Origin of the sequence: Cohnella sp. SGD-V74, assembly GCF_003001675.1 — a bacterium.
GTDB lineage: Bacteria > Bacillota > Bacilli > Paenibacillales > Paenibacillaceae > Cohnella.
The window spans coordinates 83870-106828 of the sequence record NZ_PVYW01000012.1; the positions used below are offsets into that span (position 1 = coordinate 83870).

At 57.0% G+C, this 22959-nt stretch carries 16 protein-coding genes and 1 riboswitch; of the genes, 15 read left to right on the forward strand and 1 reads right to left on the reverse strand.

Annotated elements, in window-relative coordinates:
• The first annotated feature begins 3 nt into the window (after positions 1-3).
• The 9 genes from B0G52_RS18675 to bcp all read left to right on the forward strand — a co-directional run bounded on the left by B0G52_RS18675 (position 4) and on the right by bcp (position 13297).
• Positions 4-801: an ABC transporter permease gene (locus B0G52_RS18675; RefSeq protein ID WP_094046901.1), complete on the forward strand. Its 798-nt coding sequence runs from the start codon at positions 4-6 to the stop codon at positions 799-801.
• A 354-nt stretch (positions 802-1155) separates the two neighbouring features.
• Complete coding sequence (locus tag B0G52_RS18680) at positions 1156-5466, forward strand: S-layer homology domain-containing protein (RefSeq protein WP_158223771.1); 4311 nt, start codon at positions 1156-1158, stop codon at positions 5464-5466.
• A gap of 206 nt (positions 5467-5672) precedes the next feature.
• Positions 5673-6644, forward strand: a complete 972-nt coding sequence (locus tag B0G52_RS18685) for a sugar-binding transcriptional regulator (RefSeq protein ID WP_094047035.1) — start codon at positions 5673-5675, stop codon at positions 6642-6644.
• A 57-nt stretch (positions 6645-6701) separates the two neighbouring features.
• Positions 6702-7628, forward strand: coding sequence for a sugar ABC transporter substrate-binding protein (locus B0G52_RS18690; RefSeq protein WP_094046903.1), 927 nt, complete (start codon positions 6702-6704; stop codon positions 7626-7628).
• 60 nt (positions 7629-7688) lie between these two features.
• Complete coding sequence (locus tag B0G52_RS18695) at positions 7689-9206, forward strand: sugar ABC transporter ATP-binding protein (protein ID WP_198960681.1); 1518 nt, start codon at positions 7689-7691, stop codon at positions 9204-9206.
• A complete protein-coding gene (locus B0G52_RS18700) occupies positions 9199-10158 on the forward strand; it encodes an ABC transporter permease (RefSeq protein WP_094046904.1) in 960 nt (319 codons plus the stop codon). Before B0G52_RS18695 ends, B0G52_RS18700 begins: the two co-directional genes overlap by 8 nt.
• Positions 10155-10976, forward strand: coding sequence for a tryptophan synthase subunit alpha (trpA, locus tag B0G52_RS18705; protein ID WP_158223772.1), 822 nt, complete (start codon positions 10155-10157; stop codon positions 10974-10976). The genes B0G52_RS18700 and trpA overlap by 4 nt, the downstream gene beginning before the upstream one ends.
• Before the next feature lie 4 nt (positions 10977-10980).
• Entirely contained in the window at positions 10981-12489 is a 1509-nt protein-coding gene (locus tag B0G52_RS18710) for a xylulokinase (RefSeq protein WP_094046906.1), read from the forward strand.
• 256 nt (positions 12490-12745) lie between these two features.
• Positions 12746-13297, forward strand: a complete 552-nt coding sequence (bcp, locus tag B0G52_RS18715; RefSeq protein ID WP_094046907.1) for a thioredoxin-dependent thiol peroxidase — start codon at positions 12746-12748, stop codon at positions 13295-13297.
• Positions 13298-13370: 73 nt separating this feature from the next.
• On the opposite strand, the gene B0G52_RS18720 is transcribed toward bcp, so the two are convergent.
• Positions 13371-14144, reverse strand: coding sequence for an IclR family transcriptional regulator (locus B0G52_RS18720; protein ID WP_158223773.1), 774 nt, complete (start codon positions 14142-14144; stop codon positions 13371-13373).
• A gap of 463 nt (positions 14145-14607) precedes the next feature.
• Between B0G52_RS18720 and B0G52_RS18730 the strand changes: the two genes are divergently transcribed.
• The 6 genes from B0G52_RS18730 to B0G52_RS18755 all read left to right on the forward strand — a co-directional run bounded on the left by B0G52_RS18730 (position 14608) and on the right by B0G52_RS18755 (position 22951).
• The gene (locus B0G52_RS18730; protein ID WP_094046910.1) at positions 14608-15309 is read left to right on the forward strand and encodes a FadR/GntR family transcriptional regulator; all 702 of its coding nucleotides are present in this window, start codon (positions 14608-14610) and stop codon (positions 15307-15309) included.
• A gap of 77 nt (positions 15310-15386) precedes the next feature.
• Positions 15387-16646 (forward strand): MFS transporter, encoded by a 1260-nt coding sequence (locus B0G52_RS18735; protein ID WP_094046911.1) that lies wholly within the window; start codon positions 15387-15389, stop codon positions 16644-16646.
• A 144-nt stretch (positions 16647-16790) separates the two neighbouring features.
• Positions 16791-18311 carry a glutamine-hydrolyzing GMP synthase gene (gene guaA / locus B0G52_RS18740; RefSeq protein ID WP_094046912.1) on the forward strand — a complete coding sequence of 507 codons (1521 nt, stop codon included), beginning with the start codon at positions 16791-16793 and terminating at the stop codon, positions 18309-18311.
• 197 nt (positions 18312-18508) lie between these two features.
• Complete coding sequence (locus B0G52_RS18745; protein WP_094046913.1) at positions 18509-18922, forward strand: hypothetical protein; 414 nt, start codon at positions 18509-18511, stop codon at positions 18920-18922.
• A gap of 253 nt (positions 18923-19175) precedes the next feature.
• A riboswitch (purine riboswitch) is annotated at positions 19176-19276 on the forward strand.
• Positions 19277-19406: 130 nt separating this feature from the next.
• Positions 19407-20756: an NCS2 family permease gene (locus B0G52_RS18750; RefSeq protein ID WP_094046914.1), complete on the forward strand. Its 1350-nt coding sequence runs from the start codon at positions 19407-19409 to the stop codon at positions 20754-20756.
• Positions 20757-20977: 221 nt separating this feature from the next.
• Entirely contained in the window at positions 20978-22951 is a 1974-nt protein-coding gene (locus B0G52_RS18755; RefSeq protein ID WP_094046915.1) for an ABC transporter substrate-binding protein, read from the forward strand.
• Positions 22952-22959: the final 8 nt, after the last annotated feature.

Genomic DNA, 22959 nt, shown 5'->3' on the forward strand with positions numbered 1-22959 from the left:
AAAATGAGCCGATTCGCGTTTACATTGGGTTTGTACCGGGATTATCTGGCCAACTATATGAAGACGAAGCTGAGCTATCGCGCCGATTTCTGGATCGAGGTGCTGTCGGATCTGCTGTTTAACGGGCTGAATCTCGTCTTCATCTTCATCGTGTTCATGCATACGCCGTCTCTTGGCGGCTGGAGCGAGGCGGAGGTCGTGTTCGTGTACGGATACTTCATGCTGGCCTCGGGCATCTTCTCGACATTCTTCAGCGCTTGGAATTTCAGCGAGCGGTACATCGTCAAAGGGGAGATGGATCGGGTGCTGACCCGTCCGGCACATTCTCTGACCCAGGTTATGCTGGAAAATATGGATCCGCCCGCCATGTTCGGAGCGCTCGTCGGCCTCGTGATTCTGATTTCTTCGTGGATGACGCTTGGCCTGCCGTTCCATTGGTACGATCCGCTTGTGTTGATCGTCATGGTGCTCGGATCTTGCTTCATCTATATGGGCATCTACACGGCGATGTCGGCGATCTCGTTCTACTCGGACGCGCCGACCGGCATCGGGCCGCTCATCTACAACATTCAGAACTACGGGCGTTACCCAGTGGAAATCTACAACAAGACGATCAAGTTCCTGCTGACGTGGCTGCTTCCGTTCGCGTTCGTCGGCGTGTATCCCGCGTCGTTCTTCCTCGGCCGTCTGGAGGAATGGTGGATGCCTTGGCTGACGCCGGTCGTCGGTCTCGTCTTCCTTTCTCTCGGCGTCGCTTTCTGGAACTATGGCGTGAAAAGATATCGGGGGGCCGGGAGCTGAGGTAAGCATTAAATTCGAAGAGGCTGTCTCTTAAGTCGTCTTGTAGATGACCAAGGGACAGCCTCTATTTTCTGTGTCGATTGAGTCTGCTCCGTGTCCGCGGTGTGGTTTGTTTACTATTTGTTTAGTGGCTTTTTGTATACTCAAGATGAAATTTGTCGAATGGATTCAAAAATCTTGGTTTCGGAAGGAGAATGCCCCATTATACGCTCCATTAAACGTTTGTCAGCCGGAATACTGGCCTTATTGCTGCTATTTATGGAACTGGCTTCGCCAATGCCCGCATCGGCGGATTCGACAGACTCGCCGTATACATGGAACGTCAGGAGTCCATTGCCTGGCGCCAGCAGTTTGATGGATGTCGTTTTTACGAACGGAATATTCATAGCGGTAGGAACCGGCGGTACAATCGTCGCCTCGAGCGACGGAATCGAGTGGCAAACCCGAAGCTCGGGCATCGAGAAATATCTTGCAGCTATCGCGCATTCGGACGATATCTTGGTCGCCGCAGGAGAAGGGGGCACGATTGTTACCTCGGAAGACAGCAGCGTCTGGACAAGCCGGGCTTCCGGGGTCGTCAATAATTTGCGTGCCGTTGCGTATGGGAACAGCCTGTTTGTTGCCGTTGGCGATAGCGGCGCCATTGTCACTTCTCCGGACGGAAAAGCCTGGACGAAGGTTCAGAGCTCGCCGGCGACAAGTCATCTTATGGGAGTGACCTATCATCCGAACGTCGGATTTGTCGCGGTCGGATATCAAGGAACGGTGCTAACCTCGAGCAACGGAAGCGATTGGACGATTCAAAATTCCGGAGTGGCTTCCAACCTCAGCATTACGGATGTCGTCTACGGAGATTCCGGCTTTACGGCGGTCGGTTTAAGCGGCACGATACTGGCCTCTGACGACGGGACAAGCTGGGAAAGCAAGACGTCTCCCCTTGTTCGTCATTATTACGGCGTCAATTCCGTTAACGGTAATCTGGTAATATCGGGAGGGAATGCGACCCTAGTCGGCTCTCAAGACGGAGACAGCTGGATCGACCGGAATATAAGCATTCCGTATAAGAGTCAGATTAGCTTGAGAGCTGCTGCTTACGGCAATGGGATCTATACAGCGGTAGGGGACTGGGGCACGATCATGACCTCTGCGGACGCTGTGAACTGGATACAAAGAAACAAGGGAACGGGCTACGGTCTTAACGATGTGGCTTATCACGACGGAACCTACGTGACTGTAGGGGAGAACGGCGTTATTCTCGCTTCCTCGGACGGGAAGGAGTGGACCTTTCGCTCTTCGGACGTAGGTCAGACCCTTAACGGGGTCGTTTTCGGAGACGGCATCTTTATGGCGGTCGGCTACAGGGGGACTCAGGTCATCTCCTCGGACGGGGAGACTTTCGAGGTTCAGACCATGCAGCTGCCGAATATCGCCAATATCAGCAACGCGAGCGTCCTGGATGTGACATACGGAGACGGCGCCTTTGTCGCTGCGGGAGGCGAACTTGGCGGCAACGACCTGATATTGGTCTCTAACGACAAAGGGGTAAACTGGACGCAGCATTCGTTGGGAGTGGCGAACTACAATCGCGGTGCGGCCTTTGGCAACGATACGTTTATCGTGGTCGGTACTCTTGCCATGGGCGTTTCCAAAGATGGAGGAAGCACCTGGACGAAGCTCGAGTCGATGAAGGACTACTACGACGTCGCCTACGCCAATGGCGTCTTCGTCGCTGTCGGCGGCCAAGGGAAGATCGCCACGTCGACGGACGGTTTAACCTGGCAATTGCGTCCTCAGTCCGCTTCGGTCTATTTTAGGGGCGGCGTCACCTATGCGGACAACACGTTTCTTGCCGTTGGATCGGAGTACGATGTCGTAGGAAATCAGGTCGTCGGGTACAGAGGGCAGGTTGCAACCTCTCCCGACGGCATCAACTGGAAGGTTCGCCCAGCGGGTCTCGACAAGGAGCTGCTGAGAGTTGTCTATGGCGGCAGCGGGTTCGTAGCCGTGGGCAGGAACGGAGCGATCATCCAATCTTCACGGGATGCCTCGCCAGTTGATCTGAGCACGGTCGGCATCGACGTGGCGGCGGGCTTGCTGACGGGAACCACGGCGCTGATGGAGTACAGCCTGGACTCTACGGACGGAACGGACGGGACATGGCTGACTGGATCGACGGGCAGCACGACTGTTGTTTTCGGGCCGGGCCAGGATGTGTACGTGAGGGAAGGGGCTAATCCGTCCAATGTGCGCAAGGTCGGCAGCATTCCCGCGCAGGCTCCTGCCCCGAGCGTTGGGACGGACTTGAGCGGGGGCTTGTCCGCGGCGAAGCTGACGGGCGCGACGACGGCGATGGAGTACAGTCTGGACGGAGGCGCGACTTGGCATGCGGTGACAAGCGGGATTGCCGGCGGCACGGAGACGATCGATGCCGGCGCGTCCGGCGCGGACTTGCGGGTGCGCATCGCCGCGACCGCATCGCTGCCGCCTTCGCTGGCGACGGGCAAGCTGAACTCGCTGACGCTGGCGATTACAAGCCATCCGGCTGACGCGACGGCGTCGCCGGGAGGGAGCGCGACCTTCTCCGTCCAGGCGACGGGAGTGAATTTGACGTATCAGTGGCAGTTCGACGCGCTTGGCAGCGGTACATTCATCAATATGCCGCTGTCCACGAGCTCGTCTCTGACGCTGGTGAATTTGACGGAGCAGCAGAACGGGCAACGGTTCCGGGTTGTCGTGACGGGCGACGGAGGTTCGGTAACGTCGAATGCGGCGACTTTGACGGTAAGCGCGCAGCCGGGCGCTTGGACGCCGCAAACGACCAGGGGGGACGGCGAGGTTCGGCTCGATTGGAGCAGCGTGGCGGGAGCGACGAAATACGGCGTGTACGTGACGAACGTTCCCGGCCAGTACGGCTCCGAGCCGCTGGCGACCGTAACTTCAAGCACGTATACGGTGACGGGGTTGAATAACGGCACGCCATACTACTTCAAGCTTCAAGCAAGCGACGAGACCGACATCCTTGCGGAATCCGCCGAAGTGAAAGCGACGCCTGCGACCGTGCCCGGAGCGCCGACCGGAGTAACGGCCGCTTCCGGCAACGGCCAAGCGACAGTGAGCTTTACGGCCCCGACGGATAACGGGGGCAGTCCGATTACCGGCTACGAAGTGACGGCGATGCCGGGAAACGTGAAGGCAATCGGCTTAAGCAGCCCGATTGCGGTGACGGGTTTGACGAACGGGACGAGCTACACGTTTACGGTGAAAGCGATCAACGCAGTGGACAAGAGCGAATCGTCGGCCGTATCCAACGCTGTGACTCCGATCGCGCCGCCGAGCGGTAATAACGGCGGCAGCGACAACGGAAGCGGATCCCCGTCCCAGCCGGCCGAGACTTCGCCTGCTAAGCCTGAAGGCGTCGAAGTGCTCGTCAACGGCAAGGCGGAAAATGCGGGAACGGTCACGACCGTGGAAACCGGTGGCCGGCGAGTGACGACGGTTGCCGTCGACGAGGACAAGCTGCGAGAGCGTTTAGCAGCGGAGGGGGACCGCGCGGTCATCACCATTCCGGTTAATGCTGACAGCGAGACGGTCGTCGGCGAATTGAACGGACGCATGGTGAAAAACATGGAGGCGCGGCAAGCGGTAGTCGAGATTCGCACGGAGCAAGCTTCCTACACGCTCCCGGCTCTGCAGATCAATATGGACGATCTCGTGAAGCGCTTCGGCGCGAATCCGGAGCTCCAGGACATCAAGATCCGCATTGAGATTGCCGTACCTTCCGCGGGGTTGCTGCAGATCGCTTCAGCTTCGGCTTCCGAACAAGGACTGACGATCCTTGCGCCGCCGCTGGAGTTCAGCGTGAAAGCCGTCTATGGCGGTAAAACGGAAGAAATTACGACATTCAACGCCTATGTTCAGCGCACGGTGGCGCTTCCCGCCGGGGTTGATCCGAACCGGATTACAACCGGAGTAGTCATCGATCCGGACGGCGCGGTGCGCCATGTACCGACGAAAATTATTGTGAGGGGCGGCCAATACTACGCGCAGATCAACAGCTTGACCAACAGCGCCTACTCTGTCGTATGGCATCCGCTGGAGTTCGAGGATGCGGCATCTCACTGGGCGAAGGATGCCATTAACGATATGGGCTCCCGGATGGTCGTGAACGGAACTGGCGAAGGCTTGTTCAGCCCGAATCGCTATATTACCCGTGCGGAGTTTGCGGCGATTCTGATCAGAGGGTTGGGCTTAAAGCCGGACAGCGCTGCAGGGAGGTTCTCCGACGTGAAGACGTCGGACTGGTACAGCGCAGCGATCGGCACGGCTTATGCATACGGATTGCTGAACGGATATGAGGACGGAACCTTCCGTCCGAAGGAGAACATTACTCGGGAGCAGGCGCTGCGCATGCTGTCCAAGGCGATCGCGCTGACGAACCTGCAAGCGGGCGCTTCCGACTTGAGCGCGGAGGAGCGGCTGCAAATCTTCAAGGATGCCGACCGGATTTCCGCCTGGGCCGTCAGCGGCGTTGCTGATAGCGTTAGAGCGGGGCTCGTCTCGGGCAGAGCTTCCGGCGAGCTTGCGCCCAAAGCTTTCATCTCGAGAGCCGAAGTGGCGACTCTGATGCAGAGGCTGCTTCAGAAGTCGGATTTGATTAATCTATAGCTTTCCGGTCCGGCCGTCAGGGAGCCATTCTCCCTGGCGGCTTTTTTGCGTGAACAGAGAAGACTTCGGTGCGTCCGCACAAATTGAACATCTGATCTACGCCGAAAATTTGTTCTTGAAACCCCTTACAACCCGTGATATGATGATTCCAGAACAAAGATTCCACAATGAACAAATGTTCAGAAGGGGAGGGGGCATTGGGCGTTGTGAATGAAGCAAGTCAAGAAAAGAAGAGATTACTGGTCAAGGTCAGCACGATGTATTACATGGACGGGTTGAACCAGCAGGAAATATCGGAGCGCCTCGGCATTTCGCGGCCGCAGATCAGCAGGATGCTCGCCGCCGCCAAGTCGGAGGGGATCGTGCAGATCAGCATCCGCAATCCGTACTCGGAGGAGCAGACGTACGAGAGAGCGATCGCGGAGACGTTCGGCATCCATGACGTCATCGTCGTGCACGTGCCGGGCGGGGATCGTCAGGCGATCGACTTGCATGTCGCCCGATCGGCCGCGGCGTTGCTGGAAAGCGCGATCAAGGACCGCGACGTCGTCGGCATTATGGCCGGTCGCACGATCGCAACCGTCGCCCGCGAAATTCAATTCGTCGGACGCAAGGAAGTGCAGTTCGTGCCGATGATCGGCGGGTTCGGCTCGGACGGAGGAGCTTGGCACGCTAACACGAACGCGAGGGTGTTCGCGGAGCAGTTCAGGGCGCGTCATCTGCTGCTCAATTCTCCGGCCGTCGTCGCTTCGCCTCAAGCCCGCGAACTGTTTTTGAATGAATCGGAAATATCCAACGTGCTGGAAAGCGCCAAAAAAGTATCGCATGCGCTGATCGGGATCGGACAAGTATCCGACCAGGCGACCATCGTCAAATCAGGCTACTTCAGCGACGAGGAGATGAACGGGGTTCGGGCGAAAGGCGCGGTGAGCAACATCTCCACTTCGTTCCTGAACGAAACCGGCGAGCGGGTTCACTATAACGGAGAATCACGCATGATCGGACTGTCTATCGACGAAATCAGAGCGATCCCGAACGTGATTGCCGTCGCGACCGGAGACGATAAAGTCGAAGCGATCGTCGCCGCCCTGCGCGGCAAGTGCATGGACGTGCTCGTCACCGACATGGACACCGCCAAGGGACTGCTCGACTGGCAGAAGAAGCATCCTGTCCGCTAAGCGGACTGGGATGCGGCAATCCATCCATGTTCACCTATACCAAGGGGGAAGTTCACTATGAAAAAAGGATTCTTAATTATGACAGCGCTTCTATTGGCCGTCGCTCTGACGGCTTGCGGAGGCAAATCCGGAGGCAAGGACGGTGCGAAGACGATCTCGATCCTGACGCCGTACCTGTCGTCCGTCACGACGAACGAGATGGTCGAATCGCTTAAGAAGCAGGCCGCTGACAAAGGCTGGAAAGCAAACGTTGTCGACACGAAAGGCGACATGGGCCAGCTGGCCAGCCGGATGGAGGACGTCATCTCCTCCAAGACCGACGCGATCGTGCTCGTCAGCACGGATCCGAACCAGTTGAAGAGCCAGATCCAGCGCGCGAAGGACAAGAGCATTCCGGTATTCGGAGCCGACTCCGGCTACATTGAAGGTATGGTCATGAACGCGACGAGCGACAACAAGGAAATGTCCAAGCTGATCTCCGAGCATCTGTTCCAGACGATCGGGGACGAAGGCAAGCTCGTTATTCTGACTCACCGTCCGCACCCGGGTGTGCTCGCCCGCACGGTGCAGTTGGATGAGCTGCTAAAGGACAAGCCGAATATCTCCAAGGTGACGGAGCAGCAAGTCGAAGTGCCGGGACCGATCGAGAACGCTCGCAAACAGATGGAAAGCCTGCTGCTCTCCAACAAAGCCGAAGGCTCGATTACCGCGGTATGGGCCGGCTGGGACGAAGCGGCCATCGGGGCGGCGCAAGCGATCGAAGCAGTCGGACGCAAGGACATCGTCGTGACCGGCATCGACGGCAACAGCCAGGCGGTCGACATGATCAAGAAGGGCTCTCCGCTCGTCGCCACGGTGAAGCAGAACTTCACGGGCATGACCGAGATCGTCGTCAAGCAGATCGAGCTCGTGTTCGCGGGCCAGCCGGCCGAAGGCACGGAGCTGTACGCCCCGGCCAGCTTAGTTACGAAAGATAATGGCTAATACTAGCGGCAGAGCGGCGAAAGCCGCTTTGCCCAATTCGCAGAGCAAGGAGGGTTCCCATTGACCCTACTGAAAGTCGCAGGACTCGACAAGGTGTTCGGCCAGCACTACGCGCTCACCGACGTCGGCTTCGAGATCGAAGCGGGCGAAGTGCATGCGCTCGTCGGCGAGAACGGGGCGGGCAAATCGACGTTCATCAAAATTATGACCGGAGTGTACGGGCTTGATGCCGGCACGATCGAATGGAAAGGGCGGCGGGTCGACATCCCGGACCCCGGTGCGTCCCGCAAAATCGGCATTAACGTCGTGCACCAGGACCGCCACCTCGTTCCTTCTTTTACCGGCTACGAAAATCTGTTTGTCGGACTGGAATACCCGACGAACAAGTCGTGCATCGGCGTCAGTTGGAAGCAGATGAAGCGGCGCGCCGAGCAGCTTCGCAGCGACTTCGGCGTTGAGATCGACTTGACCAAGACCGCGGACCGGATGTCTCCTCCCGAGAAGACGATGCTGGAAATCTTGCGCGCGATGATGCTGGAATGCCAGCTTCTCATTCTCGACGAGCCGACGGCCTCGCTGACCGACCAGGAGGCGGAGAAGCTGTTCGCCCTGATCGGCCGGCTGACGGCGCAAGGAACGGCCATTCTGTATGTTTCCCACAGGATGGACGAAATTTTCCGCCTTTCCGATCGGATCACCGTATTCCGCAACGGCCGGCGTGTCGACACGGTTCTCACCGCGGAGACGGGCAAGGACCAACTAATCCGGCTCATGAGCAACGCCGAGGTGAAGAAGGGGCACAAGAGATCGAGAAACCGGTCTTCGGGAGAAAAAGTGCTCGAGCTAAGCGGTCTTTCGACGAAGGACGGCAAGGTGAAGGGGACGAGTCTGAACGTGCGCAAGGGCGAGATCGTCGGCATATTCGGACTGGCAGGAGCCGGACGGACGGAGCTTCTGGAGACGATCTACGGACTCCGGGAGCCGGCGGGCGGCAGCATCTCCGTAGCGGGCAAGACGATCTCCTCCCCTTCTCCAAGGAACTCGCTGGATAACGGCGTCGTTCTGATTCCCGAGGAGCGCAAGCGCGACGCGCTCGTGCTGGGCATGTCGATTCGCGAGAATATGACGCTGCCGGTGCTGAAGCGATTCTCGGGATGGCTGAAGCTTCGCTCACGCAAGGAGCGGGCGACGGTCGGCTCCTGGATGCAGGAGATGAACGTCAAGGCGGCCGGCTCCGAGCAGGCGGTCGGACAGCTCAGCGGCGGCAACCAGCAGAAGGTCGTGTTCGCCAAGGCGCTGCTGTCGGATCCGGTGCTGTTCCTGTGCGACGAGCCGACGCAGGCCGTCGACGTCATGACGCGCGAAGAGATTCACCGCCTGCTCAAGGCGCAGGCAGACAAAGGCTGCGGCGTCCTGTTCGTCTCTTCCGACTTGCAGGAGGTGCTGGATATCGCCGATCGCTTGTACGTCCTGCACGACAGCCGCATCGTAGCCGAATTGGACAACGACGGCGTAACGTCCGAGCAGGTGCTCGGATATTGCTACAGTCACGGAAAAGGAAGTGAACACCATGGTTGAAACGCGTTCCGGCATTTCTTACGTGCGGCTGATTCGCGCTTACGGCACGGTCGCAGCGGGACTACTGATTATTCTGGCATTTTCCGCGTTGAGTCCGGAGTCGTTCATGACGATCGACAACGCGATCAATATTAGCCGTCAGATCTCCTTCCTGGTCATCATCGCCCTGGGAGCTACGCTGGTCATGGCTGTCGGCGAGTTCGACCTGTCGGTCGGCGCGCTCGCCAGCTTCGGCGGCGTGTTCGCCGCGCAGATGGCGGTCGCGGGCTACCCGATCTGGCTGGCGTTCTTGGCCCCGATGGCAGTCGCGTTCGTCATCGGCTTCATTAACGGCTGGATCGTGACGCGCTTTCGCGTCCTCTCCTTCATTACGACGCTGGCGATGGGGACGATCCTCGGAGGGCTTAACTTCCGGCTGACCGGAGGCGCCACCGTATTCGAGAACATTCCGGACGGTTTCCGTTATCTCGGACAGACCGAATGGGCCGGCATTCCGGTGTTATCCTTCATTATGATTCTGGTCGCCGTTCTGTTCTGGTACGTGATGTCCCATATGTCTTTCGGTCGCAAGCTTTACGCGATCGGCGGCAACGAATCCGCTTCCCGCGTGGCGGGCGTTCGCGTCGCCTGGAATAAAAACCTGGCGTTCGCGCTGTGCGGCATGCTGGCCGCCCTGACAGGCATCCTGATGGCTTCCAGGCTGGGGTCCGCGCATCCGACCGGAGGAGACGGCTTATTCTTGTCCGCTTACGCGGCGGCTTTCCTGGGTATGACTTCCTTTAAGGAAGGCGTTCCGAACATCTGGGGCACCTTCGTCGGCGCGGCTATTATCGGCATTTTGGCCAACGGGCTGACGATTCTCCAAGTGCCTACGTTTATGCAGGACGTCATTACGGGATGCATCGTCATCGCGGCCGTTCTAATGCAGAAGCTGGGACGTGGAAATTCATGATTCGGACTCTTAAATTGCACAGCCCATTCAACGTAGAAGCTTATCGCACAGCCAAGGAGAGGGAAGAAGCGCTGCTTCTCGGGTACTTGGTAGCGGGCGACCCGGCAATCGAGGAGTCTTACGAAATGATTCAAGCCAGCGTGCTCGCCGGCATGGACATCATCGAGCTGGGCGTGCCGAGCCCCGATCCGTTTATCGACGGTGAAGTGATCAAGCGCGCGCATAAGCGCGCCTTGGAAGCGGGGGCCGCAGCTTCGGAAGGCTTGCTGGACCTGTGGCGGAGAGTTCGCCGCGACGTGTCCAGGCCGATCTGGGCGATGGGGTACCGCAACGAGCTCGTCGAAGAGGGGCTGTACCGCCGGTTGATCGAAGAGAAGCTGATCGACGCGCTGGTGCTGCCGGATTGCTCGCTGGAGGAGCAGATCCGGATCCAGGAGGAGGTCGGGCCGACCGGGGTCGACGTGATCCGGTTTATCAACAGCGGCATGGACGAGGCGACGATTCGCGAAGTGTGCGACGGGGCGACGATTATCTACGCCCAGTCGTACTCAGGGACGACGGGAGACCCGATGGCGAGCGTTCAAGGATTGGCTGCGCTGTGCGGCCGGATTCGTCCGCATCTGCCGCACGGCCTCGTCGTCGCCGGGTTCGGTCTTCGTTCGCCGGAGTTGGTCGGGCAAGCGATTCGGGGCGGCTTCGACGGAGCGGTCGTCGGCTCCGTTCTCGTCAGCCGCAGCGAGAACAGGGAGAAGGACTATTTATACCGGCTGGTGGCGGAGATGAAACTGGAGACGTTGGGCTCCTCGACAAGGGGATGAGCAGATGAGATACATGGCTTCGTTCGATATCGGCACGACGAACGTAAAGGGCATTTTGGTCACCGACGATGCCGGCATTTTTCTCGAAAAAAACATAGAGCTCAAGGTGATCCGCCACGGAGATTACGTGGAACAGGACCCGGAGCAATGGTACGACGCGGTCAAGCAGATCGCGGCCTCGTGGTTCAAGGTCGGCATCAAGGCCAAGGATATCGGGCTGCTGACGTTCAGCGGGCAGATGCAGGATTGCATTCCGGTCGGAGACGATCTCCGTCCACTGCGCCCGGCCATCCTGTATTCGGACGGACGGGCCGCGGAGCAGTCGGACAGGCTGCTGTCCGAGTTGGGAGAGCGGGACATCCACGAGCGGACGATGAACCATATGGACGGATCGCTGACCTTTCCTAAAATATTGTGGCTGAAGGAACGGGAAGAGGAGACGTTCCGAACGGCCCGCAGCTTCCTGATCAGCTCCAAGGATTATGTCATCGCCCGGTTGACGGGAGCGTGCGTGACCGATCCGACGACCGCCGCGACGACCGGCTGCATGGACGTTCGCGCCCGCAAGTGGGTCGGCGGCTGGCTGGAGCGCTACGGCGTGGACGCCGGGAAGATGCCCGAGATCGCGCCTTCGGACAGCGTAGTCGGGGTCATCACGGCAGAAGGGTCGGCGGAGACGGGGTTCTCCCAGGACACGCCCGTTCTGTGCGGCATCGGCGATGCCGGCGCGGCTACACTGGGAGCGGGCGTGTACGAGGAGGGCGAGGTATACGCCTACGTCGGCACGACCGGATGGGTCGCCGGCGCTTCCTCCGGCTACATTGACGTGGAGAGCGGCGCGTTTAACCTCGCATACGTCGAGGAAGGTCGGCAGATCGCGATCGCCCCGCTGTCCAATGCGGGGAGCGCCCACCAATGGGCGGTAGGCGCGTTCAGTTCCGGAAGCGGGCGTACGGGCGATCTGATGTCCTATCAGATGTTCGATCGCGGCGTGGAGCAGACGGAGCGGGGCAAGGACGACGTACTGTTCCTGCCGTATCTCAACGGCGAACGCTGTCCGGTGCAGGATGCGAACGCCTCCGGCTGCTTTATCGGCCTGAAGCCGACAACGACGCGCGAGCGGATGGGCGCGGCGGTGCTAGAGGGCGTGGCATTTTCGATGCGTCAGGTGCTGGAGCTGGTGACGCCGAAGGACTCCGGCGGCGGCCGGCGCGTGACGCTGATCGGCGGCGGCGCGAAGAGCAAGGCGTGGTGCCGGATCATGGCCGACGTGTTCGGCTGCGAGCTGGCCGTTCCGAAGGACTCGCAATATTTGCCTTCCCTCGGCGCGGCCGCGCTCGGCTTCCGCCATGCGGGCTGGAGCGGGGATTACTCGTCGCTCGGGCAAATTTTCAAAGGCTTGAAGGAAGCGGTCGTGTACGCGCCCGACGAGACGCTGCGCGCTTACTACGACCGCCAATACGAGAAGTACAAGCGAATCTACCCGGCCGTCTCTCCTCTGTTCGCAGAGTGAGGCTCAGCCGCGGATTCAGCCCGGAGCACAGCCGGTCCCGTTCGGGACAGCCGGCTTGGCCCGGGCTGTTTGGCGTGCGGCTCCGCATGTTCCAAGGCTCCGCCTGGGGCGTGGCTCCAAGGCCAGTTCGCGGCCCTGGGTCTCTCGAGACGGCTGTGCCCGTCGCCCAATCCGGCACTCGACAACGTTAACTCGCTCCCGCAGACGCCGTATACTATAATAGAAAGGATAAGATAGTCGCGAAGGAGCCGGAAGCATGACGAAACAAAAGCAGCAAAAGGAGCAGCAACAGCAGCAACAGCCACAAAAACAACAACCAAAACAGCAAAAGCCGAAACAACGGTACGCGCAGCCGAAGCTTGGACAACCCGCCCCGGACTTCGAGCTTTCCGCCACGAACGGTGGCGCGGTCAAGCTGAGCGATTATCGCGGCCGCAAGGTCGTGCTCTATTTTTATCCTAAAGATATGACGACGGCCTGTACGCAGCAGGCTTGCGATTTTCGGGACGCCAGCTCCGAGTACGAGGGCTTGAACGCCGTCGTTCTCGGCATCAGCACGGATGAGCTTAAGAGGCACTACAAGTTTACCGAGAAATACGAACTGCCGTTTCTGCTGCTGGCGGATCCCGACCATCGCGTCTGCGAGCTGTACGGCGTATGGCAGGAGAAACAGCTGTACGGCAGAACCTACATGGGAATCGTGCGTTCCACGTTTCTGATCGACGAAGAGGGCAAGCTGGCGCAGGAATGGCGCAATATTCGGGTCAAGGGACATGTGGATATCGTCAAACAGGCGCTGCTCGAATGAGCGGCGCCTGTCTTTATATGATCAAAGCTGGCAGGCCCGATCCTCGCCAAGATTACGATCGTCGAGTATCCGCTCATCCATCAGCCAGTCTCGAAGAAAGTTGCCGGCAAGCCTCTTTGACCAGAGAGATCATTTCTTCGTCTCTATCGTTCTCAACGCGAAGGAAAGGAATGCTGATGCTTAAGCTGGCTATCATACGATGAGATTGATCGTAGATCGGACCGGCGTAGCATTTGGATCCCGAGTAGGCTTCGCCGTCATCCAAGCTGTATCCGCGGGTGCGGGAAAACTCGAGCTTCTCCAGAAGCTTGTCCATGGAGTCGATCGTATTGTCCGTTATTTTCTCGAAAGGGTAATTCGCGTACATTTCTTGAATCCTCTTGTCGGAGTACTGGGATAGCAGCATTTTGCCTACCGCGGTGAGGTGGGCTTTTTGCGTTTGCCCCGGCTCGACGAAATAACGGATCGGATGTGTCGTCTGCTCGCACGCGATAAAGACGATATCGGTCCCCTCCAGGATAGCAAGGTGAATATTTTCGTTCACCCTTTTAGACAATGCTTTCATGATGGGCTTAGACTGCACAATGAGGGGATCGTTCGCATAGACGCCTACGAATTCATAAAATTTGTTGCCCAGCACGACTTTTCGTTCCTCATTAATCTTGACATACTTACGGTGCAGCATCGTTTGAATAAGCGCATGCAACGAGCTGCCGGCGATTTGAAGACGCTGCCCCAGCTCGTTCGTCGAAAGGCCGTTCGGTTGTTTAAGCAGCTCTTCGAATATATCCAAAACCCGATCGGCAGATTTGACGGGAATAAAGCCGTCTTTGGCGGTTTTGCTCATCTTGGACATTTCCTTTCCATCCGAATTTATGATTGACACAAGTATAGCATAAGCTCATGATAAACTTATTTAAATACATATATATGATTTATAAATTCATGTATATGATTACAAGGGGCGGAATAAGTAATCATGTCGCCGTTATCTACCGTCATCCGAACGTGGCCAAGAAACAGGGGCACGAAGGCCTCCATCGAGCTCGGAAAAACATGGGCCAGAGACATGATCCGGCGGAAACCTGTCAAATACATGCAGGCGCATGGCCGACGATATCGACCCAGGCCGGCGGCATAATCGAAAGCGTCGATACCGTATCCTTCGTGGGCCAAAGCTTGCTGGATCTGGTTGCCGGTCTTTTATTTCTATACGACGCCTGCGGATGTCGTCGGTAGAACGCGGCGGAATTTAACGGTAGCCGCAGAAGAGGGAATGTGTTAGAATCCTTTAAACAGGAGATGATCAGATGAATTCAAAGGTTTCTTTTCGGACCTTAAACCGCACGAAGCTGGTGGATGACGTCGTCGCGCAGCTGCAGAAGAAAATTTCCGGAGGAGAGCTGAAGGAAGGGGATAAAATCCCGACCGAGCCCGAGCTGATGGAGCAGTTCGGCGTGGGCCGATCCACGATTCGCGAAGCGGTGCGCGTGCTCGTGCACGCCGGGCTGCTGGAGAAGAAGCAGGGCTTCGGCACTTATCTGAAACGTACCGCCGTCATTCAGGAGCCGCTGGACAGCAGGCTGCGCAGAGCGGAGATCATGGAAGTGTACGAGGTTCGGCAGATGATGGAGCTGGAGATTGCCAGACTTGCCGCGGGACGCCGGGACGAGGACGATCTCGCCGCGATCAAGGAGCATCTGGACACGCGCAATCTGGCTTTGGCCAACGGAGACATCAAGACGTACATCGAAGCGGATATCCAGTTTCATATCGCGGTAGCCGTCGCCAGCAAAAATGCGGTAGTCATCGATCTGTACAAAACGTTCTCCGTATTCATCCGCGAGACGCTGGCCACGATATTCGCCAACCCCGAAGGGCATAATCCGCAGACGGAGGCGCATATCCAGCTGTATGAAAGCATTCGCGACGGCAATGCGGAGGCGGCCGTAACAAGCGCATCCCGTTATTTGAAGGGAACGCTGGAAGAGTTGTTTGGCGAGACGAACTAATTTCGTCTCGAATTTTGTTCTTAAACATCAGATGATAAGATGTTTAATCTATTTTACCATGTAAGGATGATGCCAACATGAGCTCCGCAACAGCAAGCATCGGGCAGCAAGCCCGGCATATGACCGTATTTTCCGTTTTGTTCATGATCAGCTCCGTGCACTTATTGAATGATGCGATTCAGTCCGTCGTCCCTGCCATGTTTCCGATTTTACACGAGTCGCTTAACTTGTCGTTCTCGCAGATCGGCTTGATCGGTTTTGCGCTGAACGTGACCGCTTCGATTTTGCAGCCGCTGATCGGCCTGTATACCGACACGAAACCGAAGCCGTACTTGCTGCCTATCGGTATTTTGTTCACACTCGCGGGGGTTGTGGGGCTTGCGTTCGCGCCTTCCTTCTTCTATATTATGCTGGCCGTTATTCTGATCGGGATCGGCTCGTCGGTGCTCCATCCGGAATCGTCGCGGGTCGCTTATTTGGCAGCGGGCAGCAGGCGGGGGCTGGCGCAGTCGATTTTTCAAGTCGGCGGCAATATGGGGCAGGCGCTTGCGCCGGTCATGACCGCGCTGATTTTCGTTCCGCTGGGGCAAAAAGGAATCGCTTGGTTCGCGATTGCCGCGATCGTCGCCTTGATTATTCAGACGAAGGTGGCGCACTGGTACAAAGCCAATCTAATCGCTCGTCCGAAGCCTGCCAAGAGAGAAGCGGCCGCCGGTCCTGTCGGGGCAAGAGGGGCGATCGTCGGCGTCTCGCTTATCATTTTGCTTATGCTGCTGTTCTCCAAATTCGTATATGTGGCCAGTATGACGGGCTTCTACTCGTTTTACGCGATCGATCGCTTCGGCATTTCGGTCGATCAGGCGCAGCTGATTTTGTTCGCTCTGCTGTTTGCCGGCATGGCCGGGACGTTTTTCGGCGGTCCGCTGGCCGACCGGCTGGGACGGCGCAACATGATCTGGTTCTCGATCTTGGGCACCGCTCCGTTCTCTCTGCTGCTCCCTTATGTTCACAGCGTGCTCTGGGCGGTCGTATTGTGCGTGTTTATCGGATTTATTTTAATGTCGGGCTTCTCGGTCATCGTCGTCTATGCGCAGGAGCTGCTGCCGAACAAAGTCGGTACGGTCTCGGGACTTGTTTTCGGCGTGTCGTTCGGTCTTGGCGGAGTCGGCTCGGCCGTGCTCGGGAAGGTGGCGGACGTGTCCGGCATCGATCTGGTCATTCAAGTGTGCGCCTATTTGCCGCTGCTCGGTATGCTGGCCGCGTTCCTGCCTACGGACCGCAAGCTCCAGACGCTGTCCGCCGCATCCGATTCGTCGCCGGCGGTTGCCGAAGGATAAACGGATCCGATCGCGAGCGTCGAGCCATCGGCAGCTTCGTGAAGCGAGCCCCTTGTCCTTGACGCTGTCTTAGCCGCAAAGCTATAATAGCTTCAATTGATTGAGAGGGGCTCGGTTTAAACAGTGACTAACAACCAGCATGAAATGATCGTCGTACTCGATTTCGGCGGACAGTACAACCAGCTGATCGCCAGACGCATTCGCGATTTGGGCGTATACAGCGAGTTGCTTCCATTTAATACTCCGGCGGACAAGCTTCGCGAGATGGCTCCGAAGGGGATCGTTTTCTCGGGAGGACCTGCCAGCGTCTATGCGGAAGGGGCGCCTACGGTCGATCCTGCGATTTATGAGCTTGGCGTGCCGATTTTCGGCATCTGCTACGGCATGCAATTGATCACGCACCAGCAGGGCGGGAAGGTCGAGCCGGCGCACAAACGCGAGTACGGAAAATCGGACATCGATTTCGCGGAAGGCTCGGCGCTTGTGCAAGGACTGGAGAGCCGTCAGACAGTATGGATGAGCCACGGGGATCACGTTACGGAGCTGCCGGCCGGCTTCCGCGTCGATGCGAGCACGGAGCATGCTCCGGTTGCGGCGATGAGCAACCCGGATCGCCGAATTTTCGCGGTGCAGTTCCACCCGGAAGTACGCCACTCCGTTCACGGCAACGAAATGATTCGCAACTTCCTGTTCGGCGTCTGCGGTTGCAAGGGCGACTGGACTATGGGCTCCTTCATCGACGATATGATCGCGGAAATCCGCAGGGAAGTCGGGGACAAGAAGGTGCTGTGCGCTCTGTCCGGCGGCGTGGACTCCTCGGTTGTCGCCGTGCTGATCCACAAGGCGATCGAAGATCAACTGACCTGTATGTTCATTGATCACGGTCTGCTGCGCAAAGGCGAAGCGGAGAGCGTCATGGAGACGTTCGTCGGCAAATTCGGCATGAATGTCGTGAAGATCGACGCAAGCGAGCGATTCCTCGGCAATCTGGAGGGCGTAGACGATCCGGAGAAAAAACGCAAAATCATCGGCAACGACTTCATTCGCGTGTTCGAGGAGGAGTCGGCCAAGTTTGACGACTTCACGTTCCTTGCTCAAGGCACGCTGTATACCGACATCGTCGAGAGCGGCACGGCGACGGCGCAGACGATCAAGTCCCACCATAATGTCGGCGGCTTGCCGGAGGATATGAAGTTTAAGCTGATCGAGCCGCTCAAGACGCTGTTCAAGGACGAGGTGCGCAAGGTCGGAGCGGAATGCGGCCTGCCGGAAGCCATCGTCATGCGTCAGCCGTTCCCGGGACCGGGACTGGCGATCCGCGTGCTTGGCGAAGTGACCGAGGATAAGCTGGAAATCGTGCGCGAGTCCGATGCGATTCTGCGCGACGAGATTGCCAAAGCGGGGCTTGACCGCGAGATTTGGCAGTATTTTACGGCTCTGCCGGGTATGAAAAGCGTTGGCGTAATGGGCGACGGACGCACCTACTCTTACACCGTCGGCATTCGCGCGGTGACGTCGATTGACGGCATGACCGCCGACTGGGCGCGCATTCCGTGGGACGTATTGGAGAAAATCTCCGTGCGCATCGTCAACGAGGTTCAGAACGTCAACCGCGTCGTGTACGACATTACGTCCAAGCCTCCCGCTACGATTGAGTGGGAGTAAATTCGTTCGAATAAATTTTGATTGAATCGGTAAATAACCCCTCCGTAAATCGTCTGAATACAATCAGATTGATTTCCGGAGGTTTTTTTGTCCTATTGGCCGCTAAGGGAATATATGAGACCTTGCAAATATCATGACTTTACTGAATACTGGAATCAGAGAATCTGAGGCGATTTCACTTTGAGGGGACGAGGAAGATGAATCAAACTCAAGCGCAAATCGATGAACTGAAGCGGACAACAGAGCAAACAGCGGAAATGACAACGCAGCTCCTTCAAATGAACGGTAAAGCAGTTTCTGCAATCGAGGAATTGCGGCAGGAAATGAAGGATGTAAAGCGGGGCGTGGAAGATCTGCAGCAGGACATGAAGGTTGTAAAGCAGGAAGTAGAGGTTGTGAAGCTGGGGATGAAGGGTATGGGGCTGGAAATAAACGAGATGAAGCAAGAAATGAACGACATGAAGCAAGAAATAAACGATGTGAAGCAGGAAATGAGATCAGGGTTCGAAGCGATCAACGCAAATTTTGAACGGTTGTTCCATGAGATGAACAAAGTAAAAGAAGACTCGGACATTAAAGCGAAAAAGTGGAGATTAGAGGTAATTGAATAAACAGGATTGGAATCCAAAAGAGCCGATGAGCTCTTTATTTTTTGCCTTTTCTGCGATTCCGATGATCGATACAGTTTGCAAAGACTGCCATATTTCATCCAGCGTATGTTTTGTTTTCGTTTTCAATGGAAGATTCGACGTTGTTCGGGCGGAAAAGAATGTAAATCCCGAACATTGCATCCGCTTACCACCGCAAATTATACGTAAATAATCGTTGACAGGGGAGGGCTTTCGACCTAGAATATGGAATGGACAAACAACTGAATAATCTTTTCGTATAATCCCGGGAATCGGCTCGGGAGTCTCTACGAGGTCACCGCAAATGATCTGTCTACGAAAAGGGAAAACAAGCCGGAGGGCGGCGATCGTCCTTTGGAATACTTTTCCCGGTTGTGCGGAACCTAGAAGGGAAGTCTTCTAGGTTTTTTGTATGTTTAGTTTGGTTCCAATTCATTCAAATTTTGAAGGGAGAGTTTATGGAGACATGGAAAGTTTCTTTAAGCTGAAGGAACTGGGAACGAACGTACGCACGGAGATCATGGCAGGGATTACGACCTTCATGACGATGGCTTACATTCTAGTCGTTAACCCAGGCATTTTATCGGGAGCGGGACTGAGCTTCACGTCCGTCTTCCTCGCGACCGCTCTGGCGGCCGGTATTTTCACGATTGCGATGGGCTTGTTCGTCAACTTCCCTGTCGCGCTCGCTCCGGGCATGGGGCTTAACGCCTTCTTCGCGACGACGATCGTGACATCCCAGGCAACGGGAAGTCCGATCACCCCCGAGATGGGTTTGGCGGCAGTATTTATTTCGGGTATTATCTTCTTCATACTTACGGTCACGCAGATCAGGCAAATATTAATCGTGGCCATTCCCGACGCGCTTAAGCATGCGATTACGGTCGGTATCGGCTTGTTCATTGCGATCGTCGGCATGAAAAACAGCGGCCTGATGTCGATCATCACGTTCGAAGACGGCGGCACGCTGCTGACGATGGGACATCTGGAAAATCCGAGCGTATGGCTGACGATTGTCGGTCTCGGCATCATCGGTCTGCTCATGGTGCTGCGCGTCAAAGGCGCGATTCTGATCGGCATGCTGATCATCACGCTGATCGGGGCGATTCCGGGCGTCGGTCTGGTCGACTTCGGCACGCTTAAGGGCGCTAGCTGGGCTCCGGACTTCGGCGAACTGAACTTCTGGCATATGGATTTCACCGATCTGCTGACGACGGGCTTGCTGACGGCGATCGCGACGTTTACTTTCGTTGAGTTGTTCGATACTTTCGGAACTTTGGTCGGTACGGCCAACAGAGCCGGATTTTTCAAAAATAAAGAAGAAGGCAACAAGAAAGTCGGCAAAGCGATGTTCGTGGACTCCATTGCGGTCAGCGGCGGCGCGATGCTCGGCACGAGTACGGTAACGGCCTACGTGGAAAGCTCCGCGGGTATTGCGGAAGGCGGACGTTCCGGTCTCACCGCCGTTACGACGGGCGTATTCTTCCTGCTGGCGCTGTTCCTGCTTCCGATCGCGCTGCTCATTCCGGGGCCGGCAACGAGCGCTGCGCTCATTATCGTCGGCGTACTCATGGTTCAATCGGTTAAGGAAATCGACTTCACGGATCTCGTTATCGGTATCCCGGCGTTCCTGACGATTACGATCATGCCGTTTACTTACAACATCGCGAACGGAATTTCGTTCGGAATCGTTGCTTACGTGCTGCTGGCGTTCGCAGCGAACTTGGCCGGCGACAAGAAGCACAAAATCCACTGGCTCATGTGGGTGCTGTTCTTCATCGTTATCGCGCGCTACGTATTCGTAGGCGGAGAATAATCGCGTTTGTGGGCCGCTCTCGGCTCATGACATAGACTAACCCCGCTTCACTTCCGAACCGACGGAGGTGGGGCGGGGTTTTAACATGTGCAGGTTGAAAAAGGACTCGGAGTGACGCGTATGGTACAATGGGGGAGTTGAGAATCGTTATCATTGGGTGGAGGGCTTAATATGGAGAAGCTGCCGGCTCGCGGACCTTCAGTTAGAGGGGGCGGGATACGATGATCGGATTAAGCTCGGCGCAGCCCTGGACGCCCGACGAATGGGAGGCCGCTCTGACGGTATGGGAGAACGCCTCGATCGCCGTTCTGGATATTCGCCATCGTCTCATAGAGCCGGGTGAAGCCATTCGAGATTACTCGCTTCCGGCCCATGCCCTGATCGTCGCGTTGAACGGTCCGTGCTCTGTATCTCTGGGTCATGACGCTTATTTAATGGAACGCTTCGCCGTGCTCCATGCTCCCAAAGGTATGCCCCTGACGATCGAGCCGATGGAAGGATGGCTGGACTTCTATCTGATCTTATACAAGGCCACGTTAAATTCCGCTTGCCTCCCGGAAAATCGCTCGTTCGACGGCTACAAGCCGCTGCAGCGCCCCTGCGCCATCAACGTGGCCAATCCGCTGCACTACATCCATTGCTGCAGCAGCATGCACGACTGCTGGCAGCGGCCTCACGCCCGCCGCAAGCTGCACGCCTTGACCGGATTTTATCAACTCGTTAGAGAAATCGGCCTCGATCTGGAGCAGGACCGTTTGGCGGCGCTGCCGCCGGACTATGTTCGGATGACCCAGACCTACATGGAGCAAAATTATCATCTGCCTCTGACCGTGCAGGGACTTGCGGAAGCGCTCGGCATCAGCGCGAGCCAATTGAACCGGCTGTTCAAGCAGCGATGCGGCGCGGGACCGCAGGAATATTTGAAGGAGGTGCGCCTGCAGGCGGCCAGACAGTACTTGCAATTGTATCCGGCCAGCCTGAAGGAGGTCGCCCATGCTACCGGCATCTGCGACGAGTTTTATCTCAGCCGTCTGATCAGGAGCCGCTTCGGCATGACCGCCGAGCAGCTCAGGAAGAAATCCACAAACGGCATGCGCGATTTCTTCATGGAGCAAACGGACCAAGCCCCCTATACTGTTACTAGATTCGATAATGAGAATCATTTTCATAACAGAGGGGAAACCATCATGCTGAAAAAACTGCAACACAAGATGCTGCTTACCGCCGCCGTCAGTTTCATGCTCGTCTCGTCCGCCTGTGGATCTGCCAACAATGCCAGCAGCGCCGGTAACGCCGCCCTGGCCAGCCCGGCGGCATCCGGCGCTTCCCATAGTCCGTCCGCCGCGGCTTCCGAAACACCCGATGCCAACGCTACGCGCACGGTGAACACCGAGAAGGGGGAAGTCGAAATTCCGTTCAATCCCAAGCGCATTATCGTGCCGTTCGTTCAAGGGGATTTGATGGCGCTGGGCATCAAACCGGTCGGCACCTCCTTTAACGACGACGCTGTATTCGAAGAGGAGATGGGGGACACTTCGATCGGCATTCCATGGGAGCTGGATCTGGAAGCCGTCATGGCGCTGGAACCGGATTTGATCATCTACGCTAATCCGGATGAGTACGAGAAGCTGAAGCTGATCGCGCCGACGGTCATCATTTCCGATTTGTACAGCATGGAGTCGCTGCAGAGACTGCAGCTGCTGGGCGATCTGGTCAACCGCAAGGACAAGGCCGAGGAGCTGGTGAAGCAATTCAAGGAGAAGGTGGCCGACAGCAAAGCCAAGCTGGAGCAGGCCGGTCTGCTGGAGAATACCGTATCGTTGTTCGAATGGAAGGAAGCCGGCACCGTGAGCGTGTTCGGCAATAAATACGGGCGGGGCGGAGAACTGCTGTACAGTTATTTGGGTATGAAGGCGCCGCAGCGCATTCAGGAAGAAATTATCGATCATCCGGACGATCCGCGATTGTTGGTGCTGTCGATGGAGGTTGTGGCGGAATACCAAGGGGATTTTATTTTCTCCGATGAACTGGTCGTTAATTTGGAAGGCAATCCCGTCTGGGAAAGTCTGACCGCGGTCAAGGAAGGTCGGTTGATCCAGACCAGCAGCGGCATGTTCTGGTTCAACGACATCCTCTCCATGAACGCGCAGCTGGATTTCATTACGACCCGCCTGCTCGAAGCGGCCGGGCGCTGATGGGGAAC